26 protein-coding genes and 1 other RNA gene are annotated in these 23,614 nt (G+C 47.4%); 18 read left to right on the forward strand and 9 right to left on the reverse strand.

The window, feature by feature from the left end; translation table 11 throughout:
- Positions 1-114 precede the first annotated feature (114 nt).
- The 3 genes from nrdF to MZO40_RS12240 form a co-directional block, all read right to left on the reverse strand.
- Positions 115-1,125: a class 1b ribonucleoside-diphosphate reductase subunit beta gene (nrdF, locus tag MZO40_RS12230; protein WP_021336638.1), complete on the reverse strand. Its 1,011-nt coding sequence runs from the start codon at positions 1,123-1,125 to the stop codon at positions 115-117.
- 27 nt (positions 1,126-1,152) lie between these two features.
- The gene (nrdE, locus tag MZO40_RS12235; protein ID WP_050339178.1) at positions 1,153-3,318 is read right to left on the reverse strand and encodes a class 1b ribonucleoside-diphosphate reductase subunit alpha; all 2,166 of its coding nucleotides are present in this window, start codon (positions 3,316-3,318) and stop codon (positions 1,153-1,155) included.
- 140 nt (positions 3,319-3,458) lie between these two features.
- Positions 3,459-3,689, reverse strand: a complete 231-nt coding sequence (locus tag MZO40_RS12240; protein WP_003637785.1) for a redoxin NrdH — start codon at positions 3,687-3,689, stop codon at positions 3,459-3,461.
- A gap of 222 nt (positions 3,690-3,911) precedes the next feature.
- Here MZO40_RS12240 and MZO40_RS12245 point away from each other — a divergent pair, with 222 nt between their 5' ends.
- From MZO40_RS12245 to galE, 14 genes are all read left to right on the forward strand, one after another.
- The gene (locus MZO40_RS12245) at positions 3,912-4,520 is read left to right on the forward strand and encodes a class I SAM-dependent methyltransferase (RefSeq protein ID WP_050339177.1); all 609 of its coding nucleotides are present in this window, start codon (positions 3,912-3,914) and stop codon (positions 4,518-4,520) included.
- A gap of 2 nt (positions 4,521-4,522) precedes the next feature.
- Entirely contained in the window at positions 4,523-5,029 is a 507-nt protein-coding gene (gene tadA, locus MZO40_RS12250; RefSeq protein WP_003637787.1) for a tRNA adenosine(34) deaminase TadA, read from the forward strand.
- Between the two features lie 47 nt (positions 5,030-5,076).
- An RNA gene (gene ffs, locus MZO40_RS12255) (signal recognition particle sRNA small type) lies at positions 5,077-5,174 on the forward strand.
- A gap of 323 nt (positions 5,175-5,497) precedes the next feature.
- Entirely contained in the window at positions 5,498-7,201 is a 1,704-nt protein-coding gene (gene dnaX / locus MZO40_RS12260) for a DNA polymerase III subunit gamma/tau (protein WP_105961342.1), read from the forward strand.
- A 21-nt stretch (positions 7,202-7,222) separates the two neighbouring features.
- Positions 7,223-7,531 (forward strand): YbaB/EbfC family nucleoid-associated protein, encoded by a 309-nt coding sequence (locus MZO40_RS12265; RefSeq protein WP_003637789.1) that lies wholly within the window; start codon positions 7,223-7,225, stop codon positions 7,529-7,531.
- A 15-nt stretch (positions 7,532-7,546) separates the two neighbouring features.
- Entirely contained in the window at positions 7,547-8,146 is a 600-nt protein-coding gene (gene recR / locus MZO40_RS12270) for a recombination mediator RecR (RefSeq protein ID WP_003637790.1), read from the forward strand.
- 15 nt (positions 8,147-8,161) lie between these two features.
- Positions 8,162-8,413, forward strand: coding sequence for a YaaL family protein (locus MZO40_RS12275; protein ID WP_003637791.1), 252 nt, complete (start codon positions 8,162-8,164; stop codon positions 8,411-8,413).
- Positions 8,414-8,911: 498 nt separating this feature from the next.
- A complete protein-coding gene (tmk, locus tag MZO40_RS12280) occupies positions 8,912-9,577 on the forward strand; it encodes a dTMP kinase (protein ID WP_101874008.1) in 666 nt (221 codons plus the stop codon).
- On the forward strand, positions 9,574-9,903 hold the full coding sequence (locus MZO40_RS12285) for a cyclic-di-AMP receptor (protein ID WP_050339173.1): 330 nt from the start codon (positions 9,574-9,576) through the stop codon (positions 9,901-9,903). The genes tmk and MZO40_RS12285 overlap by 4 nt, the downstream gene beginning before the upstream one ends.
- Before the next feature lie 43 nt (positions 9,904-9,946).
- The gene (gene holB, locus MZO40_RS12290; protein WP_105961341.1) at positions 9,947-10,966 is read left to right on the forward strand and encodes a DNA polymerase III subunit delta'; all 1,020 of its coding nucleotides are present in this window, start codon (positions 9,947-9,949) and stop codon (positions 10,964-10,966) included.
- A 24-nt stretch (positions 10,967-10,990) separates the two neighbouring features.
- Positions 10,991-11,338: a DNA replication initiation control protein YabA gene (locus tag MZO40_RS12295; protein WP_003637796.1), complete on the forward strand. Its 348-nt coding sequence runs from the start codon at positions 10,991-10,993 to the stop codon at positions 11,336-11,338.
- 96 nt (positions 11,339-11,434) lie between these two features.
- Positions 11,435-12,331, forward strand: a complete 897-nt coding sequence (gene rsmI / locus MZO40_RS12300) for a 16S rRNA (cytidine(1402)-2'-O)-methyltransferase (protein ID WP_105922685.1) — start codon at positions 11,435-11,437, stop codon at positions 12,329-12,331.
- Between the two features lie 3 nt (positions 12,332-12,334).
- Positions 12,335-13,120, forward strand: coding sequence for an acyl-[acyl-carrier-protein] thioesterase (locus MZO40_RS12305; RefSeq protein WP_088770002.1), 786 nt, complete (start codon positions 12,335-12,337; stop codon positions 13,118-13,120).
- Between the two features lie 132 nt (positions 13,121-13,252).
- Complete coding sequence (gene galE / locus MZO40_RS12310; RefSeq protein ID WP_105961340.1) at positions 13,253-14,248, forward strand: UDP-glucose 4-epimerase GalE; 996 nt, start codon at positions 13,253-13,255, stop codon at positions 14,246-14,248.
- Positions 14,249-14,892: 644 nt separating this feature from the next.
- On the opposite strand, the gene phnW is transcribed toward galE, so the two are convergent.
- From phnW to MZO40_RS12340, 6 genes are read right to left on the reverse strand one after another with little or no spacing between them, the layout of a single operon-like run.
- Positions 14,893-15,993: a 2-aminoethylphosphonate--pyruvate transaminase gene (gene phnW, locus MZO40_RS12315; RefSeq protein ID WP_105961339.1), complete on the reverse strand. Its 1,101-nt coding sequence runs from the start codon at positions 15,991-15,993 to the stop codon at positions 14,893-14,895.
- Between the two features lie 21 nt (positions 15,994-16,014).
- Positions 16,015-16,812: a phosphonoacetaldehyde hydrolase gene (gene phnX, locus MZO40_RS12320; protein WP_105961338.1), complete on the reverse strand. Its 798-nt coding sequence runs from the start codon at positions 16,810-16,812 to the stop codon at positions 16,015-16,017.
- Between the two features lie 23 nt (positions 16,813-16,835).
- A complete protein-coding gene (locus MZO40_RS12325) occupies positions 16,836-17,690 on the reverse strand; it encodes an ABC transporter permease (RefSeq protein WP_105920653.1) in 855 nt (284 codons plus the stop codon).
- Positions 17,687-18,490: a phosphonate ABC transporter, permease protein PhnE gene (gene phnE, locus MZO40_RS12330; RefSeq protein ID WP_021336649.1), complete on the reverse strand. Its 804-nt coding sequence runs from the start codon at positions 18,488-18,490 to the stop codon at positions 17,687-17,689. The genes MZO40_RS12325 and phnE overlap by 4 nt, the downstream gene beginning before the upstream one ends.
- Positions 18,480-19,250 carry a phosphonate ABC transporter ATP-binding protein gene (gene phnC, locus MZO40_RS12335; protein WP_021336650.1) on the reverse strand — a complete coding sequence of 257 codons (771 nt, stop codon included), beginning with the start codon at positions 19,248-19,250 and terminating at the stop codon, positions 18,480-18,482. Before phnC ends, phnE begins: the two co-directional genes overlap by 11 nt.
- A 37-nt stretch (positions 19,251-19,287) precedes the next feature.
- On the reverse strand, positions 19,288-20,340 hold the full coding sequence (locus MZO40_RS12340; protein WP_252133307.1) for a phosphate/phosphite/phosphonate ABC transporter substrate-binding protein: 1,053 nt from the start codon (positions 20,338-20,340) through the stop codon (positions 19,288-19,290).
- A 277-nt stretch (positions 20,341-20,617) separates the two neighbouring features.
- Here MZO40_RS12340 and tsaB point away from each other — a divergent pair, with 277 nt between their 5' ends.
- Genes tsaB through tsaD form a run of 4 tightly spaced genes read left to right on the forward strand, consistent with a single transcriptional unit; the run spans position 20,618 to position 23,405 of the window.
- Entirely contained in the window at positions 20,618-21,343 is a 726-nt protein-coding gene (gene tsaB / locus MZO40_RS12345) for a tRNA (adenosine(37)-N6)-threonylcarbamoyltransferase complex dimerization subunit type 1 TsaB (protein WP_105961337.1), read from the forward strand.
- Positions 21,327-21,905, forward strand: a complete 579-nt coding sequence (gene rimI, locus MZO40_RS12350) for a ribosomal protein S18-alanine N-acetyltransferase (RefSeq protein ID WP_050339165.1) — start codon at positions 21,327-21,329, stop codon at positions 21,903-21,905. Before tsaB ends, rimI (MZO40_RS12350) begins: the two co-directional genes overlap by 17 nt.
- Positions 21,898-22,353: a ribosomal protein S18-alanine N-acetyltransferase gene (gene rimI / locus MZO40_RS12355; RefSeq protein WP_101874002.1), complete on the forward strand. Its 456-nt coding sequence runs from the start codon at positions 21,898-21,900 to the stop codon at positions 22,351-22,353. Before rimI (MZO40_RS12350) ends, rimI (MZO40_RS12355) begins: the two co-directional genes overlap by 8 nt.
- 5 nt (positions 22,354-22,358) lie before the next feature.
- A complete protein-coding gene (gene tsaD / locus MZO40_RS12360) occupies positions 22,359-23,405 on the forward strand; it encodes a tRNA (adenosine(37)-N6)-threonylcarbamoyltransferase complex transferase subunit TsaD (protein ID WP_252133308.1) in 1,047 nt (348 codons plus the stop codon).
- Positions 23,406-23,614 lie beyond the last annotated feature (209 nt).

Here is a 23,614-nt window from a genome sequence, read left to right on the forward strand (position 1 = left end):
TTGAAACGACCCCCAAAATAAATTTTCCTAGCAAAAATGCGACCCGCTGCCGAGCCGCATTTTAATTAATAACACCGTGATACCAACTAACAACGTTCGTACTGACGAGACGTTTTAGTCGTCTGGTTCACCAATATCGTAGTCGGTATCTTGCATGGCTTCAACTTGACCTAACCGATAGCCATTCCCAACTTGTGAGAAGAAGTCATGGTTAGAAGTCCCCGTTGAAATCCCGTTCATGACCACTGGGTTAACGTCTTCGGCCGTGTCTGGGAAGAGGGCGTCTTGACCCAAGTTCATCAAGGCTTTATTGGCGTTGTAACGACTGAAGGTCAAAACTTCATCTGACCAGCCAATTTGATCGTAAACGAGGTGCACGTAGTTTTCTTCGTTTTCGTAAAGCTTGTAGAGGAAGTCGAACATCCAGTCTTTGAATTCGGCTTGTTGCTTTTCGGAACGGTTCTTGAAGCCTAATTGGAACTTGTAACCAATGTAAGTGCCATGAACACTTTCGTCCCGTAAAATCAATTTGATGATTTCGGCGACGTTTGGTAATTGGTTATGACCCAAGTAATATAGCGGTGTGTAGAAACCGGAATAGAACAGGAACGTTTCCAAGAAGACGTTCGCTACTTTTTGCTTCAATGGGTCTTCATCGATATTATCGTAAAGCTTGTAGATCCATTGTGCCTTAGTTTGCAAGAATTCTTCACTGTCACTCCAGTCGAAGATTTCGTTGATTTCGTCAGGCGTATTCAACGTTTCAAAAATCGTTGAGTAACTCTTTGCGTGGACCGATTCCATGAATTGGATGTTATTCAAAACGGCCGTTTCGTGAGACGTTAAGACATTTCGCCGAAGTGCTTGCAAGCCATCTTGTGATTGTAAGGTGTCAAGCAGTGTTAACCCGCCGAACACGTGTCCAACCACCCAACGATGGTCGTCATCTAATTCACGCCAGTCTGCCATATCGTTGGAGACCGGAATCCGGGTATCTAACCAGAATTGTTCCGTTAGTTTTTCCCAGGTACTTTTATCAATTGCATCTGAAACTTGATCCCAGTTAATTGCCTTATAGTTGCCATTACTGAGCAGTTTTTGGTAGTAAGCCAAGTCTGTTGCCATTTGTTATCCTCCTAGAGATCTAAGATACTAGATTACACAGCTTTCACATTCATTTACGCCAACTTCACCATCATCGTCGGTAAAGGTCCGGATGTAGTAAATGGACTTGATCCCTTTATGATAGGCGTAGTTCCGTAAAATGTTCAAGTCCCGCGTGGTCATCTTATCAGTGCGACCATCTTTCCATTCGTATAAGCCAGCTGGAATCGTTGAACGCATGAAGAGTGTCAAACTCATCCCTTGATCAACGTGTTGCTGAGCAGCCGCGTAAACGTCGATGACTTTGCGCATATCTGTATCATACGCTGACTTATAATAACCAATTGTATCATTAGATAGGTAAGGAGCGGGATAATAAATCTTACCAATTTTCTTTTCTTGCCGTTCTTCGACCCGATTGATGATTGGGTGCAAGCTAGCGGTCGTATCATTAATGTAAGAAATCGAGCCGTTTGGAGCGACTGCCATCCGGTTTTGGTGGTAAAGGCCATCGCGCATAACAGCTTCCTTGAGGGCTTCCCAATCTGCTTTGGTTGGAATGAAGATGCCATCAAAGAGGGCGGCCGTCTTGTCATATTTCGGTTGCCAATCTTGAGTCGTGTACTTGTCGAAGTAAGTCCCATCCGCGTACTTCGACTTTTCAAAGTTAACGAAAGTTTCGTGGCGTTCACGAGCGATTTCGTTAGAAGCTTTCAGTGTCCAGTAGTTTAAGAGTAGGAAGTAGATGTTCGTGAAGTCGACAGCTTCCTTGCTCCCATATTCCATATGGTTCTTGGCGAAGTAGGCGTGCAGCCCCATCGCACCCAAACCAATCGTATGAGCCTGATGGTTTCCTTTTTGAATCGAAGGCACAACGTCGACGTTGGAGTGGTCAGTGACAAACGTCAAGGCCCGCACCATTGCTTCAACGGAGTGACCAAAATCAGGGGAAGCCATTAAGTTAACGATATTCGTTGAACCCAGGTTACAGCTGATATCGGTACCGAGTTTTTCATATTGTTGTTGATCGTTGATCAGTGATGGTGTTTGGACCTGCATCACTTCAGAACATAAGTTACTCATGACGATTTTGCCATCGATTGGATTGTCGCGATTAGCGGTGTCCACGTTGACGACGTATGGGTAACCAGATTCTTGTTGTAACTTACTGATTTCATTTTCAAGGTCACGCGCCTTGATCTTAGTCTTACGGATGTTCGGGTTTTGGACCATGTTGTCGTATTCCTTAGTGATATCGACGTATGAGAACGGGACCCCATATTCACGTTCGACCCCGTAAGGACTAAATAGGTACATGTCAGCGTCCGCCTTGATTAGTTCATAGAACTTATCAGGAACGGTCACACCGAGTGACAACGTCTTTAACCGAATCTTTTCATCGGCATTTTCCTTCTTAGCAGAGAGGAAGGAAATGATGTCTGGATGGAAGACACTGAGGTAAACGACCCCGGCACCTTGGCGTTGTCCCAATTGATTGGAGTATGAGAAACTATCTTCCAATAACTTCATGACTGGAACGACACCACTAGCAGCGCCATCGATATGCTTGATGGGATCGCCGGCACCCCGTAAGTTACTGAGGTTGATACCGACCCCACCACCGATTCGTGATAATTGGAGTGCGGAGTTGATGGTCCGGCCAATTGAGTTCATGTCATCCGTCGACTGAATCAAGAAGCAAGAAATCAATTCGCCCCGCCGCGCGCGACCAGCGTTTAAGAAGCTCGGTGTTGCCGGTTGGTAACGTTGATGAATGATTTCGTCAGCCAAATCCATGGCAAGACCTTCGTCACCGTCCGCAAAGTAGAGGGCGTTCATTGCGACCCGGTCGATGAAGTTTTCCAAGTAGTAGTCGCCATCGTCAGTCTTTAACGCGTATTGGGCGTAAAACTTGTAGGCGGCCATAAATGTCTTGAAATGGAAATCTTGGGACCGCAAGTAATCGTAAAGCTTTTCAATGAAGCTAAAATCATATTTGTCGATGGCAGGGGTTTCCAAATAGTCGTGTTCACGTAAGTAGTCAAACCGGGCTTTGAGACTATCAAAGGTCATCGTGTTGGGCTTAACGTTTTGTTCAAGGAAGGCCGCGAGTGCATCTTGGTCTTTATTGAGTGGAATCTGATTATTAACGGGAATATTGATCTCATTATTCAAGTCATAATACGTGACGTCTTTTAAATCTTTTAAGGTCATAAGGAATCCTCTTTCTACAATATAATAATAGTGACTGGCAAAATCGACGACCCACAATCATCGTCCAACTGATTGTGGGTCGTTCATGATATTTTGTAAGACAAACCAGCTATGTAACCACGCAAAAAAGCGCGGGTAAACTAGACAGCTAATTGTTTTAAAGCATCGGGACGGAAGCCAGAAATACTGTCTTCGCCATTGATCTCAACAACGGGAACTGCTTGGAAGCCTTGATCTTTCAAGTAATCCACGTATTCAGGATTCGTGTTGATATTCTTTTCTTCAAAGGCGATATTGTGCGCAGTGAGGAACTTCTTAGTCATCTTGCATTGCATGCAGTTGTTTTTAGTAAATACGGTAACTTTTTTCATCTTTCATCATCCTAACTCGTTTTTCTGATAAATTTAGTATACAACATGTGGTGAAAAAAACAATCAAAAAACACAACATCTAGGGTGTGGTAAAAATCACAAACCCCAGATGTTGTGTCAGTGTCAGCCTTTAACCGACGAAAAGTTTTTTTAAATTATTTGTGGTTCACTCGTTGAATCAGTTATCATAGATATAGACCAGAAATTCAGAGGAAAATAAATATGACCAACTATTATTATACACACAATCCGGATATTGTGCATGATGAAAAGCAGTGGAATTTTGAAATTTTTAATCACCAATTTAAATTTACAACGGACAACGGCGTCTTCTCTAAGCGGACCGTCGATTACGGCTCGCGGACGCTACTAGCGGCCTTTGACGCTACCGATTTACCGAATGGGCCGATTCTTGATTTGGGGACCGGCTACGGGCCAATCGGGATGGCGTTAGCGTATCAGTCGCCAGAACGGACTGTCGATATGGTCGACGTCAACGAATTAGCATTGAGTCTGGCGCGAAAAAATGTCGCCTTAAATGGCATCACCAACGTTAATATTTTTACGTCGGATGTTTACGAGCAGGTCACGGCGACCAACTATGCGGCCATTGTGACGAACCCGCCAGTACGCGCGGGTAAGGCCGTCGTTGATGCAATGTTGACCGGGGCTAGTTCAAGACTCGCTGTGGGCGGAACCCTGACCGTTGTCTTACAGAAGAAGCAGGGGGCGCCCTCTGCGAAGAAGTTGATGCAGGCCACTTTTGGTAATTGTCAGATTATTAAAAAGGATAAAGGCTACTATATATTGCAGAGTGTAAAGGAGGGATAGTCGTGGCAGAACCAACAGCGGAAGACTGGATGCAAGAAGCGTTGCATGAAGCGCGGATGGCTTACCTGATTGGTGAAGTCCCAATTGGTGCCGTGATCGTGCACCAGGGTGAAATCATTGGCCGCGGCCATAACTTGCGCGAGCATGGTCAAGATGCCACGATGCATGCCGAAATCATTGCGATTCAAGAAGCCTGCGAGTATTTGCATAGTTGGCGACTAGAAGATTGCCAACTCTATGTGACTTTGGAGCCTTGCTTGATGTGCAGTGGCGCGATCATCAATGCCCGAGTACCAGAACTTTACTTCGGTGCGCGGGATCCGAAAGCCGGCGCCGTCCGTAGTTTGTATCAAGTGATGGACGATACGCGCTTGAATCATCAGGTGACGGTCCATGAGCGCATTCTAGCACGGCCAGCGGGTGAGATGCTGGAAAACTTCTTCCGTGACATTCGGAAACGCAAGAAAGCGGCGAAGAAAGCCCGCCGAGCAGCTGCCGAAAAAAATTAGGCGGATGGCTGGTAATTATCAGAAAAATCATGTATTATAGTATTTGCCGCAAGGCCAAAAGGCAAGGGTGGATTTACGAATCGTGTCAGGTCCGGAAGGAAGCAGCACTAAGTTTGCTTCATCTTGTGCCTTTTGTTTTTATGAAATGTAACAGCTCTTAGCCATTCGGTTGAGAGCTTTTTATTTAACCTAACTGGCTTTTACGGCCAATGCTTGGATGACGACTTGTCGTGCACACTGAGTTGAGGTCGCATTCACATACGGATGGTATTAATATAGTAATGTAACATTCGTTGTGTCGGTGATTGTTCAGCATTAACGCTGATTAAAACGTGCCAGTTGGTGGATTCTTGTTCGTCAGCCGGTATGCGCCTTAGTCCGACTTCTTGAGCCGACTGACGAACCACAAGCCAATGATTTTTTAATAACAAAACAAAAATATGACTGATGTAAGAAAGGAAGAATCGCATGTATCGGGCACTATATCGGGTTTGGCGTCCCCAACGCTTTGATGAAATCGTCGGGCAACAAATGATTACCCAGACGTTAAAAAATGCCATTATGACCCACCAGACGAGCCATGCGTATCTGTTTACTGGTCCCCGGGGAACTGGGAAGACGTCGGCAGCGAAGATTTTTGCGAAGGCCATCAACTGTCATCATCTGGTTGACGGGGAGCCGTGCAATGAATGTGAGACGTGTACGGCGATCACCAAGGGGCAGTTGAACGATGTCATCGAAATCGATGCTGCTTCCAATAACGGGGTCGAAGAAATTCGTGATATCCGTGATAAGGCCAAGTACGCACCAACCCAGGCGGATTATAAAGTCTATATTATTGATGAAGTCCACATGTTGTCGACCGGGGCGTTCAACGCACTGTTGAAGACGTTGGAAGAACCGCCGGCAAACGTCATCTTCATTTTAGCCACTACCGAACCACATAAGATTCCGTTAACGATTATTTCGCGGACCCAGCGTTTTGACTTTCGGCGGATTACGGCCAAGGATAGTTATGATCGAATGGTCTACATCCTGAATGAAAAAGACGTGACCTACGATGAAAAAGCGCTGCGTGTGATTGCGGCGGCCGCTGAAGGTGGGATGCGGGATGCATTGAGTATCTTAGACCAAGTGATTTCCTTCGGGGATAATACGGTCACCTTAGATGATGCGTTGATGGTCACTGGGAGTGTCACCAAGCAGTTACTTGCCAATTATGTGACGCAGGTGACGCACCACGAGACCAAGCCGGCCTTGGAGACGATGCGCGAAATCTTACAAGAAGGTAAAGATGCGAACCGCTTCATCGAAGATTTGATTAGTTATACGCGAGACGTGTTACTCTATCAACAGGCCCCTGAAATGGTCGACAGTGTGGCCATGGGTGAAGATGATCAACAGTTTGAGGCTTTTGCCAAGGAAATCGACGCCGAAGTCTTGTATCAGATGGTCAAAACACTGAATGATATTCAGCAGCAGATGCGGTTCACGACGCATCCCGACGTTTACTTGGAAGTTTTGACGGTCAAACTCGCGCAGTTGGATGGTCAAACGGCAACTGCTCAGCCAGCGACAACTACCGCGGCCGTCAATCCAGAAGATCCAACAGTGCACAAGCTCGCACAACAAGTTGAACAACTACAAAATGAAGTTAAAACGTTGCGGACGCAAGGTAGTGGGAACACTAAACCCGCGCCAGCGAAACCGCGTACGAGCAGTGGCCCAGTTGTTAAAAAGGTCAACGTTAGCCAAATCTATCCGATTTTGGGTGCGGCGACCAAGAATGACTTGTTGAAGGTCCGAGACGTTTGGACCGATTTGATGAATATCTTGAGTGTGACCCAACGCGCGCTGATGCACGTTGCTCAGCCGGTTGCCGCGAGTGCGGATGGCGTTGTAGTTGCCTTTGATTACGCGTTCGTTTATCAAAAGGCGATCGATGACCAGACACTGATTGATGCACTCGGTAATGGATTGGACCGCTTGATGGGTCAAGCACCTAAGATCGTGTGTGTACCTAAGGAGCAATGGCCGCAGATTCGTAAGGATTACTTGGCGACTCATCAGCCAGGGGGTGCCACTCCTGAGAAGCAGGCACCGGCCAAAGCACCCGTTGTTGAAGAAGCGAAGAACATGTTTGGTGACCTAGTCGAGGTCCAGCCAGACTAACCATGAAAGGAACTGATAATTATGATGCGTGGAATGGGAAATATGCAAAGTATGATGAAACAAATGAAAAAGATGCAGGCACAAATGACGGCCGAACAAGCTGCTCTAAATGAACAGACGTTTACCGGGTCAGCGCCTGACGACATGGTCAAAGTGACCTTCACTGGCGACAAGAAGATGCAAGATATTACGATTAACCCAGACGCCGTTGATCCAGACGATGTCGACATGTTACAAGATTTGGTCTTAGCGGCAGTCAACGACGCGTTGACTAAGGTCGATGACCAGACACAAAGCACGATGGGCAAGTATACTAAGGGATTACAGTAAAAACGAGGTAAGCACATGCAGTATCCAGAACCAATTGCGAAGTTGATCGATAGTTACATGAAGTTGCCCGGCATTGGGGGCAAGACGGCGACACGGCTGGCGTTCTATACGATTGATATGAACGGTGATGATGTCACCGAGTTCGCTAAGTCGCTGATTGCGGCCAAACGGGACCTGCATTTTTGTAGTATTTGTGGCAATATCACTGAAGACGATCCGTGTGTGATTTGTAAGGACAAGTCGCGCGACCAGAGCACTGTGCTGGTGGTGGAAGAAGCCAAGGACGTCATGGCAATGGAAAAAATCAAGGAATATAACGGGTTGTATCACGTGCTGCATGGCGTGCTTTCGCCAATCGACGGTAAGGGCCCGGAAGATATCAACATTGCCAGTTTACTGAAACGGCTCCAGCAAAATGAAGCCATCAAAGAAGTGATCATCGCGACCAACGCCACGCCTGAGGGTGAAGCCACTGCGATGTATATTTCACGACTAGTTAAGCCCGCCGGCATCAAAGTAACGCGGCTAGCTCACGGGTTATCGGTCGGCAGTGATATTCAGTATGCGGATGAAATGACCCTGTTTAAGGCGGTTGAAGGTCGCCAAGAGATGTAATTCGGAGGTGTTAGTATGTTTAAACGTAAACAGAAGATCAAGCACCCCAAAGCAACGTATGATGAACAATTATTGACGACGTTGAATGCGGCCAAGGTCGACTGGGACCGCGCCAAGCAGAACCAAGAGGCGGTCTACGATAACAATACGAGTGAACTCGTCACTCAGACTGCGTTAGCACGTGCCAAGTACTTGTATCTCTACCGTGAAGCGCGGTTGCGGCAAGTCCATGGACAGACGATTCAGCGTTCGGTGATTGATAAGTAGTCGACTTAAAAAGTCGTGCCAACATAAAAACGCATTTCGCTGATATCCGTCAGTGGAATGCGTTTTTTATTAGCTGATAGTATGTCATTGTCAGGACGGCAAGTTTGAATGGATTTGATTTGAAGCGTGAACTCATATAAATTGCTGAGTTAGCGGTGATCTGATTTTTGAGTCATGGCTATCACGTTGCCCGCGATATTGCCGAAACGTGTTCGGGGCAGATTGGGACTTCAGGTTTGTTACGCCAGAGCGCCAAGCGGAAATACACTACTTAACGCTCTAGCTAGGCTAATTCTCAGTCCCAACCCGCCTGAGCCTCACACTCTGAGCATTACTAACTATCAGTAATTAACTTAATAAATCGTCAAAACCACAATTGGTAGTAGCTATCGCCCCAAAAATCGGTCAAAAAATACCCTCACTAGTGGTAACCGGATTAGACAGGCCTTCCAAAATCAAGTACAATTGCTACATATAAGAAAATAGATGGGATTGGGAATGTTGACAGGAAAATTAGTTACTTTTGAAGGGCCAGATGGTGCCGGTAAAACGTCAGCTTTAAACGCGATTGTGGCACAGTTACAGCCGCAATTAGGGGATCGCTTAGTCGTGACGCGTGAACCGGGCGGTAATCAAATCTCAGAAGCGATTCGGAACATTATTTTGGATCGTAACAATACGGCAATGGATGATCGCACGGAGGCTTTATTATATGCGGCCGCGCGCCGGCAACACATTGTTCAAACAATTCAACCAGCATTAGACCGCGGCCAATTAGTCTTATGTGACCGCTATCTCGACAGTTCCGTGGCCTATCAAGGTGCTGGCCGCGAGATCGGTGAACAGGCCGTTTATGACATGAACCAGTTTGCGACCAAGGGACTAACGGCGGACTTAACGTTGTACTTTGACGTTGACGCCGCGGTCGGATTGAACCGGATTCAACAACATCGACAAAATGAAATCAATCGTTTGGACGTGGAAGCCCTCAGCTTTCATCATCGTGTCCAAGCAGCATACTTACAATTACTGGCTGATCATCCGGAGCGCATTAAGCGCATCGATGCCAGTCAACCATTAGAAGAAGTCGTCACGCAAGCCATTCAAATCATGACGACGAAGTTACCAACTTACATGGCTACCGAGGGAGGGGAACGCGAATGAAATTAATTATTGCAATCGTCCAAGATAAGGACAGTAACCGGTTAAGCAGCCAATTTATCGAAGCCAACGTCCGCGCAACAAAGCTTTCAACGACTGGTGGTTTCTTGCGTTCAGGAAACACCACCTTTATGATTGGGATTGAAGACGAACGCGTCGATGAAGTTTTGGCGATGATTAAAGAGACTAGTCATGCACGTGAGCAATTCATGACACCACCCGTTAACTTAGACGTGACGATGGACGGCGCGTCCGCCTATCCAGTCGAAGTCCAGGTCGGTGGGGCCACGGTCTTTGTCTTACCAATCGAACAATTTCATCAATTTTAATGGGTCGATTTTAACGTTTAACTTTAATGAAGGATGATGATTAATGGCAACCGATTCATTTGCGCAAACGTTAACTGCCAAACAACCCCGTTTGTTAGCGGCATTTAAACACATTATCGCCCAGAACCATCTCGCACACGCGTACTTGTTTGCGGGCATGGAGGGCGCTGGGCAACCAGAATTGGCCCACTGGATCGCGCAACGGTTGTTCTGCCTGCACGTGACTGACGATGGCGAACCGGATGGCACCTGTGAGGAATGCGTCCGCATCGCCAATGGGTCGCACCCAGACATCGTAACGGTCGCGCCTGAAGGGCAACGGATTCATGTGGACCAAGTGCGGTACTTAAAAGCCGAATTCTCTAAGAGTGCCGTTGAGGGTAATCGCAAGTTATTTATTATCAGTGATGCCGAAAAGATGACTGCCAGCGCTGCCAACAGTCTATTGAAGTTTATCGAGGAACCGAGCGGCAACGTGACGGCGCTACTCCTAACGACCAATAAACAGTTGATGCTGCCGACGATCATTTCCCGGACGCAGGTCATTGAATTTCCGCCACTCAACGCCCAAGCGTTGCAACAGACGTTTGAGCAGGCCGGAATCGCCCCCAATCAAGCCCAGATGGCCCGCTCGTTGACGAGTAGCGTCACTCAGGCACAGGCGCTCCTTGAGGACAACTGGTTGCCACAAGCATCACAGGCCTTGTGGCGGTGGTTTGAACAGGCGGTTAAGGGTGATTCGCGCAGCTTTGTGGCAGTGCAAGTCAACCTAGTCGGATTAGCGAAGGATGCCGACCATCAGCTGGTGATGCTAGATTTGATCGCCGCGCTGTTTCAGGATTTATTACAACTACATTTTCAAGTGGCAACGACCGCATTGACGTTTGGTCAGTACCAGCAGGAATTGACGGCATTAACGACTCGGTTGAGTGATGACCAGTTGATTGCCGCGACTGAGCTAGCCCTAACTGCAAAGCGACAGTTAGCTAGCAATATTAGTTTTCAGAATGTCTTAGAGGGCCTAACCTTAAAGTTATGGCCGATTTTTCAAACAAACGCTTAATTAAAGGAAAACGAGGGTGAGCGCGTGGATAAGCGTGATTTATACGATAGTTTCGGTGATATGGAACAACAGATGCAACAAATGCTAGACAAAATGGCCAAATTACGCGCAGATATGACGACAGTGTTAGAAAAGAATGCGGAATTGGTCATTGAAAATGAACATTTACGTGAACACATGGTCGAGATTGAAAACGAATTGCCGAAAAAAACAACCAGCACGACCACGCTCTCAAAGTCACGCCAGAACCTAGAAAAGTTGTACGATGAAGGGTTTCATGTCTGCAACCAATTCTATGGCAAACGACGTGATGATGACGAATCCTGTGTTTTCTGCCTAGAAGTCATTTATGGTGAACGCGAACGTGCATAGTCATTAGAGTCTGGGGCAATCCCAGGCTTTTTGTGCTTCTGGCGACCGAAATTAAGTCAGTAGACAGGCAATGACGAGTAGAGTTAGGAGGATACTTTGCAAACACAACAAAGCTTTGCGGCACACGCCGGCGTCGGGACGTTATATTTAGTTCCTACGCCCATCGGTAATTTACAAGACATGACCTATCGCGCAGTCGAAACGCTCAAAACGGTCGATTTAATTGCCGCAGAAGATACGCGCAATACGCAAAAATTATTGAATCATTTTGAAATTACGACGAAACAAATTAGTTTCCATGAACACAACACGCAGGAACGGATTCCCCAACTGGTGGAAAAGTTACAAGCGGGCGTAAATCTGGCACAAGTCAGTGATGCTGGGATGCCGTCGATCAGTGATCCGGGCAAGGAGCTAGTGGCGGCTTGTATTCAAGCCAATATTCCAGTCGTCCCGTTGCCCGGAGCGAATGCGGGTTTGACCGCGTTGATTGCCTCTGGACTCGTTCCCCAGCCGTTTTATTTCTACGGCTTCTTACCACGCAAAAAGAATGAGCAAAAAGCTGACCTGGCGCAATTAGCACAACGTCATGAGACAGTCGTGTTATACGAATCTCCATTTCGGGTGGCGAAGACCTTGGCCTTACTGGCAACTGTTTGTGAGGGCAGTCGGCCAATCGTCGCCTGTCGTGAGCTGACGAAACGCTACGAGGAATTCGCGCGGGGCACCTTAACGGAGATGGTCGCCTGGGCACAGGACCACCAGCTAAAGGGGGAATTTGTCCTCCTGATTGGCGGTAATCCGAATACGGACGAACCGGCCGCTACGGATGAGTTAGCACAACTGCCAATCAAGGCCCAAGTCGAGGCGCTGATTGCAGCTGGTGACAAGCCCAACGCCGCTATCAAAACGATTGCCAAACGCCGCAATTTAGCTCGGCAGACGGTCTATAATCAATTTCACGAACTAAAACCTAACGATGAGGAGTCTTAATTAATGGCAACTTTAGGCGCAACTGCGAGTCTTTACAGTGAACAGCACCGGATTACTTACTATGAATGTGACCGAACGGGTCGTGCGACGCTGACGACCTTGATTGACATCGCCGTCCTAGCTTCCGAAGATCAGAGTGACGCGCTGGGGCTGACCACGGATTTTGTGCAGGGTCATGGAGTCGGCTGGGTCGTCACCCAGTATGCCATGGACATTACCCGGATGCCTCGCCAAGATGAGGTGGTAACCATCGCGGTGCGGGGCAGTGCTTACAATCCCTACTTTGCTTACCGCGAATTTTGGATTCGGGATGCGGATGGCCAACAGTTGGCATACATCACGAGTATTTGGGTATTGATGAGTCAGAAGACCCGGCGAATTGTCAAAATTTTGCCGGAACTGGTTGCACCTTATCAGTCCGAGGCGGTCAAACGGATTCCACGCTTGCCACGTCCGATTAGCTTTGAAAAGACGGCGGATACCATTACTAAGCCCTACCACGTGCGTTTCTTTGACATTGACCCGAATCGGCACGTGAATAACGCGCATTACTTTGATTGGCTGGTCGATACGTTACCTGCAGATTTCTTGTTGCAACACGACTTAGTGCATATTGATGTGCGTTACGAAAATGAAGTGAAGTACGGCCAGACGGTGATGGCGCACGCCAACATTTTATCCAGCGAACAAGCAGACCAAGTGACGACCAGTCATTTAATTGAAGTCGGGGACGAAAAATGTTGTGAAGTGACGATTCAGTGGCGGACGTTACCCGCACCAATCGACTAATTGTCGCGTCTTGTGATTGGCCTCAGTTCAATTGCAGGCTGATTGTTCGGTCAATTAGAAAGCACGTTTTTCGTGCAGTTATTAACGTGACAGTATGCTATGATTAAAACATCCATACAGGGGAGGTTCATTATGTCAATTTTAGTTTTAGGGGGAGCCGGTTATATTGGTTCTCATATGGTCGACCGGTTAGTTGAACACGGTACCGACGTGGTCGTTGTCGATAACCTGGTGACTGGACACCGAGCAGCGGTCAATTCAGCTGCCAAGTTTTATCAAGGTGATTTACGGGATGCAGACTTTTTAAACCACGTTTTTGATACCGAATCGATTACGGCGGTCGTACACTTCGCGGCCTTCTCAATCGTACCTGAATCAATGTCAAAACCATTGAAGTATTTTGACAACAATACGGGTGGAATGATTACGTTGCTAGAAGCGATGCAAGCACATGATGTGAAGCAGATCGTCTTCTCATCTACGGCAGCCACTTATGGCACACCGGAACAGATTCCAATCAAGGAAACTGACCCGCAATTGCCAATCAACCCATACGGTGCAAGTAAGTTAATGATGGAACAAATTATGCACTGGGCGGATGTTGCTTATGGTATCAAATTCGTTGCTTTACGTTACTTTAACGTTGCGGGTGCTAAGCCCGATGGCAGTATTGGTGAAGACCATGGCCCAGAAACACACTTGGTGCCAATTATTTTACAAGTGGCTCAAGGTAAACGCGATGAGCTGAAAATCTTCGGTGATGACTATAACACGCCAGATGGGACCAATGTCCGCGACTATGTCCACGTCATCGACTTGGCGGATGCCCACATCTTGGCCTTGAAGTACTTGGCTGCGGGTAACGAAAGTAACGCCTTCAACCTCGGTTCTTCAACTGGTTTCTCAAACAAGCAAATGTTAGCTGCAGCCCGGGAAGTGACCGGCCAACCAATTCCCGCAGCTTTAGCCCCACGTCGTCCTGGTGATCCCGACTCACTCGTGGCAGCCAGCGACAAGGCGCGCGAAGTACTCGGCTGGAAGCCAAACTATGATAACGTCAATGACATCATCAAAACGGCTTGGGCTTGGACCCAAAAGCATCCAAACGGCTACGACGACCGTCAATAAACTGACCGTCTGACGCCACTTGCCGGGTAATTAATGAAAAACACAATCAGCCATAAACTCACGAAGCTTGATGAGTTTAGGGCTGATTTTTGGGTTCTATGTGTATTGTGCTCGCTGAATTGGCACGAATTATGATTAAATCATGCTAGTTGCTGGATTCCTGTTCGTCGGCCGATGCACGCCTTATTCCGACTTTCAGGGCTGGCTGACAACGCTGGAACAGGGCGGACATCGATTTGAACTCACGCAGAACCCCACTGCGCAATTTCAAATACGAGTCTTCTTCTAGCCCGGGAAATTCACCCGGACAAGAAGAACTTCGCCCTTGAGCATTGTCCGGCGGTCCGGACAGTCGGGAAGCCGCTCGAATGGCAGATGAACGGCCACCTATCTGAGTGCAATTGACCAATGGATATTTAATTGCAGTAACTTCAAGCAAACTTTGAATCAGCATTACACTGACTTGTCGCATTTAAATGTTGCTAAAATGCCATGAAATTCGTCGATAGTCCTGCCTTTCACTTTTAGCATAAAGGCTTTACCATCTCAAGCGAGTAGACAAACTAATAAAACCCGAACTGTAGGAATGGTGATGGGGTGCCTACAATTCGGGTTTTACTAGTGATTTTGGAGTTGTTTAATAACTATTGATGCAGTTGTTGGTAATCACCAATAATTGTCAGTAACCGTTGGATATCTGAAGGTTCTACATCACCAATTGTTCCAATACGGAAGCTAGGGATGTTGGAGACTTTACCAGGGTAGATGACAAAGCCCCGTTGCTTAATGAACTGATAAAAATCGGCAAAATCGAAATCAGTGTTTGGATATTTAAACGAAGTAATGATTGGGCCTTGAATTGCTGGATCAATCACCAAATCAAATCCGAGTGCTTGCATACCGTCACTCAATAATTGTTGGTTAGCATGATAGCGTTCGTAACGTGGTGCGACGCCGCCTTCAGCTTGCAATTCAATTAACGCTTGTGCAAAGGCGTGGACCACGTGGGTTGGGGAAGTGAAGCGCCACTTACCCGGTTGCTTAGTCATCGCTTGCCATTGGTCGTACAAGTCTAAGCAGAGTGAACGTGCATTGTCGACGGTTTGTGCCAAGGTCGCTTGCTTGGCAATAATGAAGGCAAAGCCCGGAACCCCTTGAACACACTTGTTCGCGCTACTGATGAGGTAATCACAGTCGAGTTCATCCACATTGATGGGAACGCCGCCTAAGCTAGACATCGCATCGATAATCGTTACGATGCCGTGTGCATGCATAATTGGCATCAATGCTTCGATTGGATTTAGAATCCCAGTCGTCGTTTCGCTGTGGACCGTGGCAAAATGCGTGATTTCCGGATGCGCAGTCAAGGTCGCTTCGATGCGCGCTGGGTCAACGGCTTCATCTTCATTGAAGACGACGTCAACGTGCGGAATACCGTAATATTCAGCAATTTGGCTGATTCGTTGCCCATACGCCCCGTTGATGGCAATCATCAAAGTGGCTTTGGTGCGTGGTACGGCAGTTCCAATCGTTGCTTCGACGCCAAAACTACCACTCCCTTGTAGGAGCACCGTCGTGTACGTCTCAGCATCGGCTTGAGCCATGGCCAGAATCTGCTGGCGAATCGTTTCAGTGACCTGGCGATAATCACTATCCCACGTGCAGTAGTCGATTTGCATGGCATCCTTAACACTCGCCGTAGTACTGAGTGGGCCAGGTGTTAAGAGTAAATAAGGTTGTTTCATTATGATTGTGCTCCTTGCTTGCTAATGATCAGTGGCAACGGGTTGATTGATTTGCGCGATTAACGCTGGTAGTTCCGCCATCGATTGCAGAATGTAGTCCGCACCCGCACGTTGGTATTCAGCGGTCACTTGGGCCCGGCGTTCAGCTTGTTCGGCAGAACTGAGGGCGTTAAAGGCAATTTCAGAGAGCCCCATAATATTGCTGCCATCAATGATACCGACACTCACCGCATTGGCGTTGTTACCTTCCAGAATGTCATTGACCGAATCGCCAACTTTCATGACCGTCGTTGGGTCAGTAATGTTGAGTTGTTCAGCAGCCAAGGCCAACATATCTGGGACGGGCCGACCGACCCCGTTGGTTTGTTCAGAAGTAATGTTGACCGCTGGTTGGTAGCCTTGACGGGCGGCAATTGGCAAGACCAGTGCCAGCATTTCAGCATCGTAACCAGTCGTCGTCCCATAGCTAATATGGTGCGTGTTCAAATACTCAATCACATCAGACATACCTGGCTTCAATTGGCCAAATTCAGTCAATGAGCTCAGTAAGATGGCCTTGAAGTCACTGAAAATTTGATTGCAGTCATCTTCAGTAGGTAAGACTTGGAAGCGCGCTTGCCAGTCATTTTGAACGGCAGGCAAGTCCATGATCTTATGGATATGCGTGTACTTGTCGAGACCCATATCTTGACGAATCTCGGCTTCAGAGATTTGAATACCAACATTTTCAAAAGCCTTTTGAAAGGCGACGATTGGTGCGCGGCTACCATAATCAATCGTGGTACCAGCCCAATCAAAAATTACTGCGTTAATTGTCATTCGAGATAACTCCTTTGAGTAACTTAATTTTGCTTCAGATAGTGTCCGCGTAACCGCATAGAAACCAATTCGAGTACGATTGCGACACCTAAGAGTAGGTAGACAATCAAACCAACCTCATGGAAGTCGAAGTAGAAACTGCCCGCCATGAAGAGGAAGTAGCCGATATCATCAGCTCCAGCCGCAGCACCAACTGCGACGGCATTTGCAAAGTTGATTTCAAACCGGATAAACGTCCAGCTGAGCAGTGCCGGAATAATCGAAGGCAAGATTGCCTGAAAAACGATTGGCCAGAAGCCAACCCCGCTGGCCTTGAGGGCTTCGATGGTATCTGCTGAAGTTTCCTCAATACTTTCAGAGTAAGCCTTGACCAGGTAAGCGACACTATGGAACGTGAGCCCAACCACCGCAGCGCTGGCGCCAAGACCCATCACGACTGAATAAATCAGGACCCACAAAATCGTGGGAATCGCGCGGATGAAGGCCATGACTGCTTTGATACTGGTTGCAAGCCAGCTCGGGGCTAAGTTACGTGCAGCTCCGAGTGCGATGAAAAAGGCAATCAGTGCACCTAGTAAGGTGGTTAACATTGCGAGTGAAACACTGGTTAGTAGGGCCCGTAAGAGCTGCGACCAAGTATCTTGACCAATGCTTGGATGCAAGAACATGGCGTTCAGATTAAGGCCTAAACTGTGTAACGCATCGCTAATCGCTAAGTTAGCCGTGTTGAGCGTGATTAGTGAATAGATGGTGATCAGTGCCAAACTCAGCATGACGCCGCGCAGAATTTTACGGGGCTTCGTCACTAGCGAAATTCGATTAGTGGGTGGCGCTGATGGGTGGAGCACTTGTGGTTTTGGTTGACTATTTTCAATCATGCAATCGCCCTCCGAATTCGATTAGAAGTTAATTCTAAGACAATGACTAAGATCGCAATTAACAAAACAATCAGGCCGGCCGCATCGTAACGAAAGGCCTTGAAATAGTAGTCAAACAGGAACCCGACTCCCGTTCCAGTCAGTAAGCCAACTAAAGTCGCATCTCGCAAATTGTTTTCAATCATGTAGAGCACCCAGCTGGTCAAGGTACTAGCAGCTTCGGGCAACACGCCGCAAAAAACGCATTGAAAATAATTGGCGCCAACGGCTTGGAGTGCTTGCAGCTTTTCAGCGTCTAGGTCTTCAATCGTTTCCGTAAAGGCCCGGGTCAAGTAACCCAATGTCATGAAGAAGAGGGCTAAAAAGCCGGTGAAGTCACTCTGCTTGAACGAAAATAAGAGGATCATCGCCCAAGCGACCACTGGGATATTCCGCAATAGGGAAGCGCCGAAGCGAATGCCCCAGCGAAGTGCTGGCGTCGGGGTCGTTGTCTTCGCACCCAAAATGGCAAATACCAGGGCGAATAGACTGGCGACCATTGTTGATGAAATTGCCACAAGCAAGGTTCGCCACAGCTGATAGAGAATCGGTCCTAAATAAGAAATCGAGCGACTCGTCGGAATAAAGTTCGTAAACAACCACATTAACCCGGCTGGAATTTTACTGATCGATGCCCAGGCCTGAAAATTGACCAATGCCATCGAGATGACATAAATCCCAATCAAGATGAGTAGGACGACGGATAGGCGAAGACGCCGTTGCCGGAAAAACCGTTCCGGAGTCATTGGATTAGTTTTCATTGGCAGTCACCGTCGCTGGTTGCTCCGACTGGCGATAAATCGCTTGTAAGACGGCGTCGTCAACATCCTTCGTAGCGCCTTCAAAGACGATGGCGCCGCTGTTGATGCCAACAATGTGATCCGTGTAAGCCATCGCAATATCAACTTGATGTAAATTAATGAGAATAATGAGTTGTTTTTCCTTCGCTAAGCGCCGCAAAATATCCATCACGATGGTCGTGGACTTCGGATCAAGTGACGCGATCGGTTCGTCACACAGAATCATTTTCGGATGCTGCATGAGTGCACGCGCAATCCCGACCCGTTGTTGTTGACCACCACTTAATTGGTCGCAACGTTGATAAGCGTATTCTTTCAAACCAACTTCATCGAGTAGTTGTAAGGCTTCCTGCTTTTCGGCAGGACTGTACAAGCCGAGCATGCCAGCAACCGTTGATTTAGCGCCCAAACGACCATGTAAGACGTTTTCTAAGGCCGTTAATGGACTGATCAAATTGTAGTTTTGGAAAATCATGCCAATGTGGTGACGAATCTTCCGCAACTCGGACTTGTTAGCCTGGCGAATGTCTGTATCATCGAGCAAAATCTGACCACTGTCATCGCGAATTAATTGATTGATACTCCGTAAAATCGTCGTCTTACCAGCACCGGATGGCCCAATGATGGCAGTCACTTCACCGGGTTTAGCCGTGAAGTTGACGGCTTTGAGCGAGTGCTTATTGGAACCGTAAGTTTTATCTAGCTGAATAACCTTGAGCATGGGCAAATCCTTTCATTGTGAACTAATGGTACGTGGTTTAGTAACCCACTAACTTGTGTGTTGGCGCGTACCATTTGTCGGTAACTTTAACTAATTTAGACTTGTCAGACTTCTTAGGGAACATCATTGGTGTCTTGGCGTTTGGTTCTGAGAAGATCTGCTTGTTTTGTGCAAATGATTTTGATGTAAATTCAGTAGCGATCTTCTTTTGGTCGTCCTTGCTGAGCGCCTTGGTGTTGTAAACCCATGGGCCTTGTTGAACTGGCATCATCGCGATGTTGACAACGGACTTGCCAGTTAAACTCGTGAATGGCGCGTCGGCATTGTCTTTGACCGTGAACGTTGAACCAACTTTGTCCCATGACCCCTTAGTGACTTTCAAATATGGCATCAAGTCAGCGTCATCAAAGGTGGCAACGTCTGCGTCACCCTTGATCAAGTTAACGGCTGAGCCTTGGTGTGAACCACCGTAAAGTACTTTACTGAAGAATTGGCCGCTTTGCGTCAACTTATCTTGGTCGGATGTTTTAATGTTAAATTCACGGGAGATTTCAGCCGTTGGCACTAAGAAACCAGAAGTGGAACTGTTTGAAACGTAGGACATTTTCTTGCCCTTAACATTCTTAATACTGTACTTACCGTTTTCTTCATACTTTTTGGCGTCTTTTTGTTGTACCATTAAGTATGAGTTATAGGTTGCGTCTTTCAACGTCCCCTTAGCATCAGATTGTGCGGCGAATGGCACAACGTCCTTGCTCTTGTGATGTGCTTGGATATAACCGTTGGCCCCCATGTAAGCGACTTGGGCTTTACCTGAAGCAATCGCTTGAATCGCAACGTTGTAATCCGTGGTCGTTTGTAGCTTGACCGTCTTGCCCGTGGCTTTTTCAACAGCTTTCTTGATTGCTGTCCGTGAGCCGGCAAAACTCTTGGCCGATTCGTTTGGATAGAAGACGACCGTAATCGTTTTGCTCTTATCCGAACTGTCGCTACCGGATTGTGCGCTGGTTCCGCTGGCACAACCTGCAAGACCCAAACCTAAAACTGAAATGAACGAAAGACCTAATAAAGACTTACTTACTTTTGACATAGTTTCCAATTACCTCCAAGTAATTTTAGTTACTTGTGTAGCATAACAAGGTATTGTAAATGTGTTGACAAGGATACGTGAAGTATATGTATAAGTTATGTAAATGATATTTACATTGTGCTTACAATTTAACAATTGGTAAGGATGACAGGAAACTATCGAGGTGAGTCATCAATTGTTTGAAAATTGAATTGGTTGGTTGCACCCGTAAAGCTTTAAAAGTAAGCAAATTATGATAAGATATGTGAAGTAATTCAAAATGAGGAGTTTTAATATTATGAAGTTGTTGGCGATTGATACTTCAAATCGGCCCTTAAGTGTCGCCGTACTAGACGATACCCAGATTTTGGCCACAACGACCACGAACGTTGGCCGAAATCATAGTAGTACATTATTACCAATCATCGAACAGGCGATGGCCCAAGCTAAGGTAAAGCCAGAAGAACTCGAGCGGGTCGTCGTGGCGGCCGGACCGGGGTCCTACACGGGATTGCGAATTGGCGTTACGACTGCAAAGACGCTGGCCTTTACATTAAACAAGGCGTTAGTCGGCGTTTCAAGTCTCGCTGTGTTGGCTGGCAATGTCGTTACGGAAGGACAACTCGTTGCGCCACTATTTGATGCGCGGCGTGACAACGTCTTTGCCGGACTCTATCGCATTGAAAACCAGCGCCCAGTGAACATCATCGCCGACCAACATGTGAGTGTTGCAGCCTGGGGGGAACAATTAGCGGCTTATAATGAACCGATTATCTTTATTGGTAGTGACGTGGATAAATACGCTGCGCCATTACAGCAACAGTTAACGACCCAGTTTGTCCGGGCTCAACCGCAATTTGATCTGCCACAAGCAGCCGTTTTGGGCTTGATGGGCCGGACGATGACCCCTGTCAGTGAAATTCATAATTTTGTGCCGAACTACTTGCGGTTAACGCAAGCCGAACGTGATTGGCAAGCCAAGCACCCAGAAAAGGAACATGCGCCCTATGTTGAAAAAATTTAAGGAGTACTTTCAGAAAATCAGAACTGGTGGCAATCAACGACGTCAACGCGTCCTCGCCATCCAAAATCATATCGTCCAAGTTGGTGCGACGAACTACTATGTGTCACGCGCGTTAATTACGGATGTGCCTGAAATGTTGGCGATTGAACGAGCGGTGTATGCCGGGCAAACGCCGTGGGACGAGAATGCGTTTAAGACCGAGTTACGACGGCAAAGTGGTCGTTTTTATATTGTGATGCGCCATGAAGACCGACTCGTTGCATTTTGTGGCTGTGTCTTCGATGACCGGCGGCAAGATGCCCATATCACTAATATTGCCGTTCATCCGGACGTACAAGGTCGCGGCCTTGGGCATTTTATGATGCAAGTGATGATGAAACGTGCTCGGAAACTAAATTATCAAACCGTCACGTTAGAAGTTCGTTACAGTAATACGACGGCGCAGCAACTCTATCAGGACCTCGGTTTTGAAAAGACTGGCATTAAAAAGCGCTACTATTTTGGCGACCACGAAGATGCCATCGATATGACGTATCGAATTCCGGTTGCGGCCAATGACTGAACGGCAGTTGGTGACGGCGTCTGACTTGCCGGCTGAACAGGTTGCTCAGATTTGTTACCAACTAGCGACCAAGGCGTACGCCCAGGGTTCGCCGTGGCGACAGGCGACTTTTGCCAGTGATGTGGCGCTATCAACTGCCCATTACGCGTTATTGCGATGGCAGGGGGCGTTCGTTGGCTTCATCAGCCGTTCGACGGTGCTCGATGAGACGGAGATTACGAATATTGCGATCGACCCGGCGTATCAGCGTCAAGGGCACGCCCGGTGGTTGTTAACGCAATGCTTAGCGCAATTGTCAGCCGGCACGGTATTTTTAGAAGTGCGCGCACATAATATTGCTGCGCAGCGCTTGTATCAACAAGTGGGCTTTGAACAGCTCGCCACGCGCAAGGCCTACTATCAGGATCCCGATGAAGATGCGTGGATCATGCGAAAAATTATCGATTAAAAAGGATGGGAACCGTGGAAAAACAAAACTTGATATTAGCGTTTGAATCTAGTTGTGATGAGACGAGTGTGGCGGTCATCAAGGACGGCCACGAGATCTTATCAAACGTGATTGCAACGCAGATTAATAGTCATAAGCGGTTTGGCGGCGTCGTTCCCGAAGTTGCCAGCCGTCATCATATTGAACAAATTACGATTTGTATTGAAGCAGCTTTGGAAGAAGCACACGTGGGCTACGACGATTTGGATGCCGTTGCTGTAACCTATGGCCCAGGACTTGTCGGGGCCTTATTAGTAGGCGTTAATGCAGCCAAGACAGTCGCTTACGCTCACCATTTACCATTGATTCCAGTTAACCATATGGCCGGCCATATCTACGCGGCCCGGTTTGTGGAACCGTTCGAATTCCCGTTAATGGCACTGCTCGTGTCTGGCGGCCATACCGAACTGGTTTACATGCAGGCGGATGGTCAATTTGAAATCATTGGTGAGACGCGAGACGATGCGGCTGGAGAAGCTTACGATAAAATAGGTCGTGTGCTGGGTGTTCCTTATCCAGCGGGGAAAGTTATTGATGAGATGGCCCATCAAGGTCACGATACCTTCAACTTCCCCCGGGCAATGATTGATGAAGATAACTACGATTTCAGCTTTAGCGGGCTGAAGAGTGCCTTCATCAATACAGTTCATCATACTGACCAGATTGGTGAAACGCTTGATAAAAACGATTTGGCTGCTAGTTTTCAAGCCAGTGTTGTCGACGTTTTGATGAGCAAGACGTTGCGGGTCTTGAAGCAATACCCAGTCAAACAACTCGTCTTGGCGGGGGGCGTTGCGGCCAATCGCGGCTTACGTGAACGTCTCCAACGCGATTTGCCAGCGGCGTTTCCAGACACCAAACTCATTTTGGCGCCATTGAAACTCTGTGGTGACAACGGTGCAATGATTGGTGCAGCCGGCTATGTGCAATATCAACACCACCAATTCGGTGATGCGACCCTCAATGCTGACCCCAGTCTGGAGTTTGACTGGATGCCAGGAATGTTGAAATAAATCAAAAATTGGCAGTCAGTCCAAATTAAGGACGACTGCCAATTTTTTAGTTGGTTCTGTTGAAACAGGATAGCCGTAAACGAAAACTGATCACTGTTACAATGCTGCTGATTTGTGCCAAACTAAAATAGTCGCCGCAAGCTTCCACAATGGAAAGACTTGTGGCGACTATTTTGACTTCTGGGATAACCGAATTTTAGTGAGAAAGC

The sequence above is a fragment of the Lactiplantibacillus sp. B652 genome (genome assembly GCF_023806745.1).
Lineage (GTDB): Bacteria > Bacillota > Bacilli > Lactobacillales > Lactobacillaceae > Lactiplantibacillus > Lactiplantibacillus pentosus.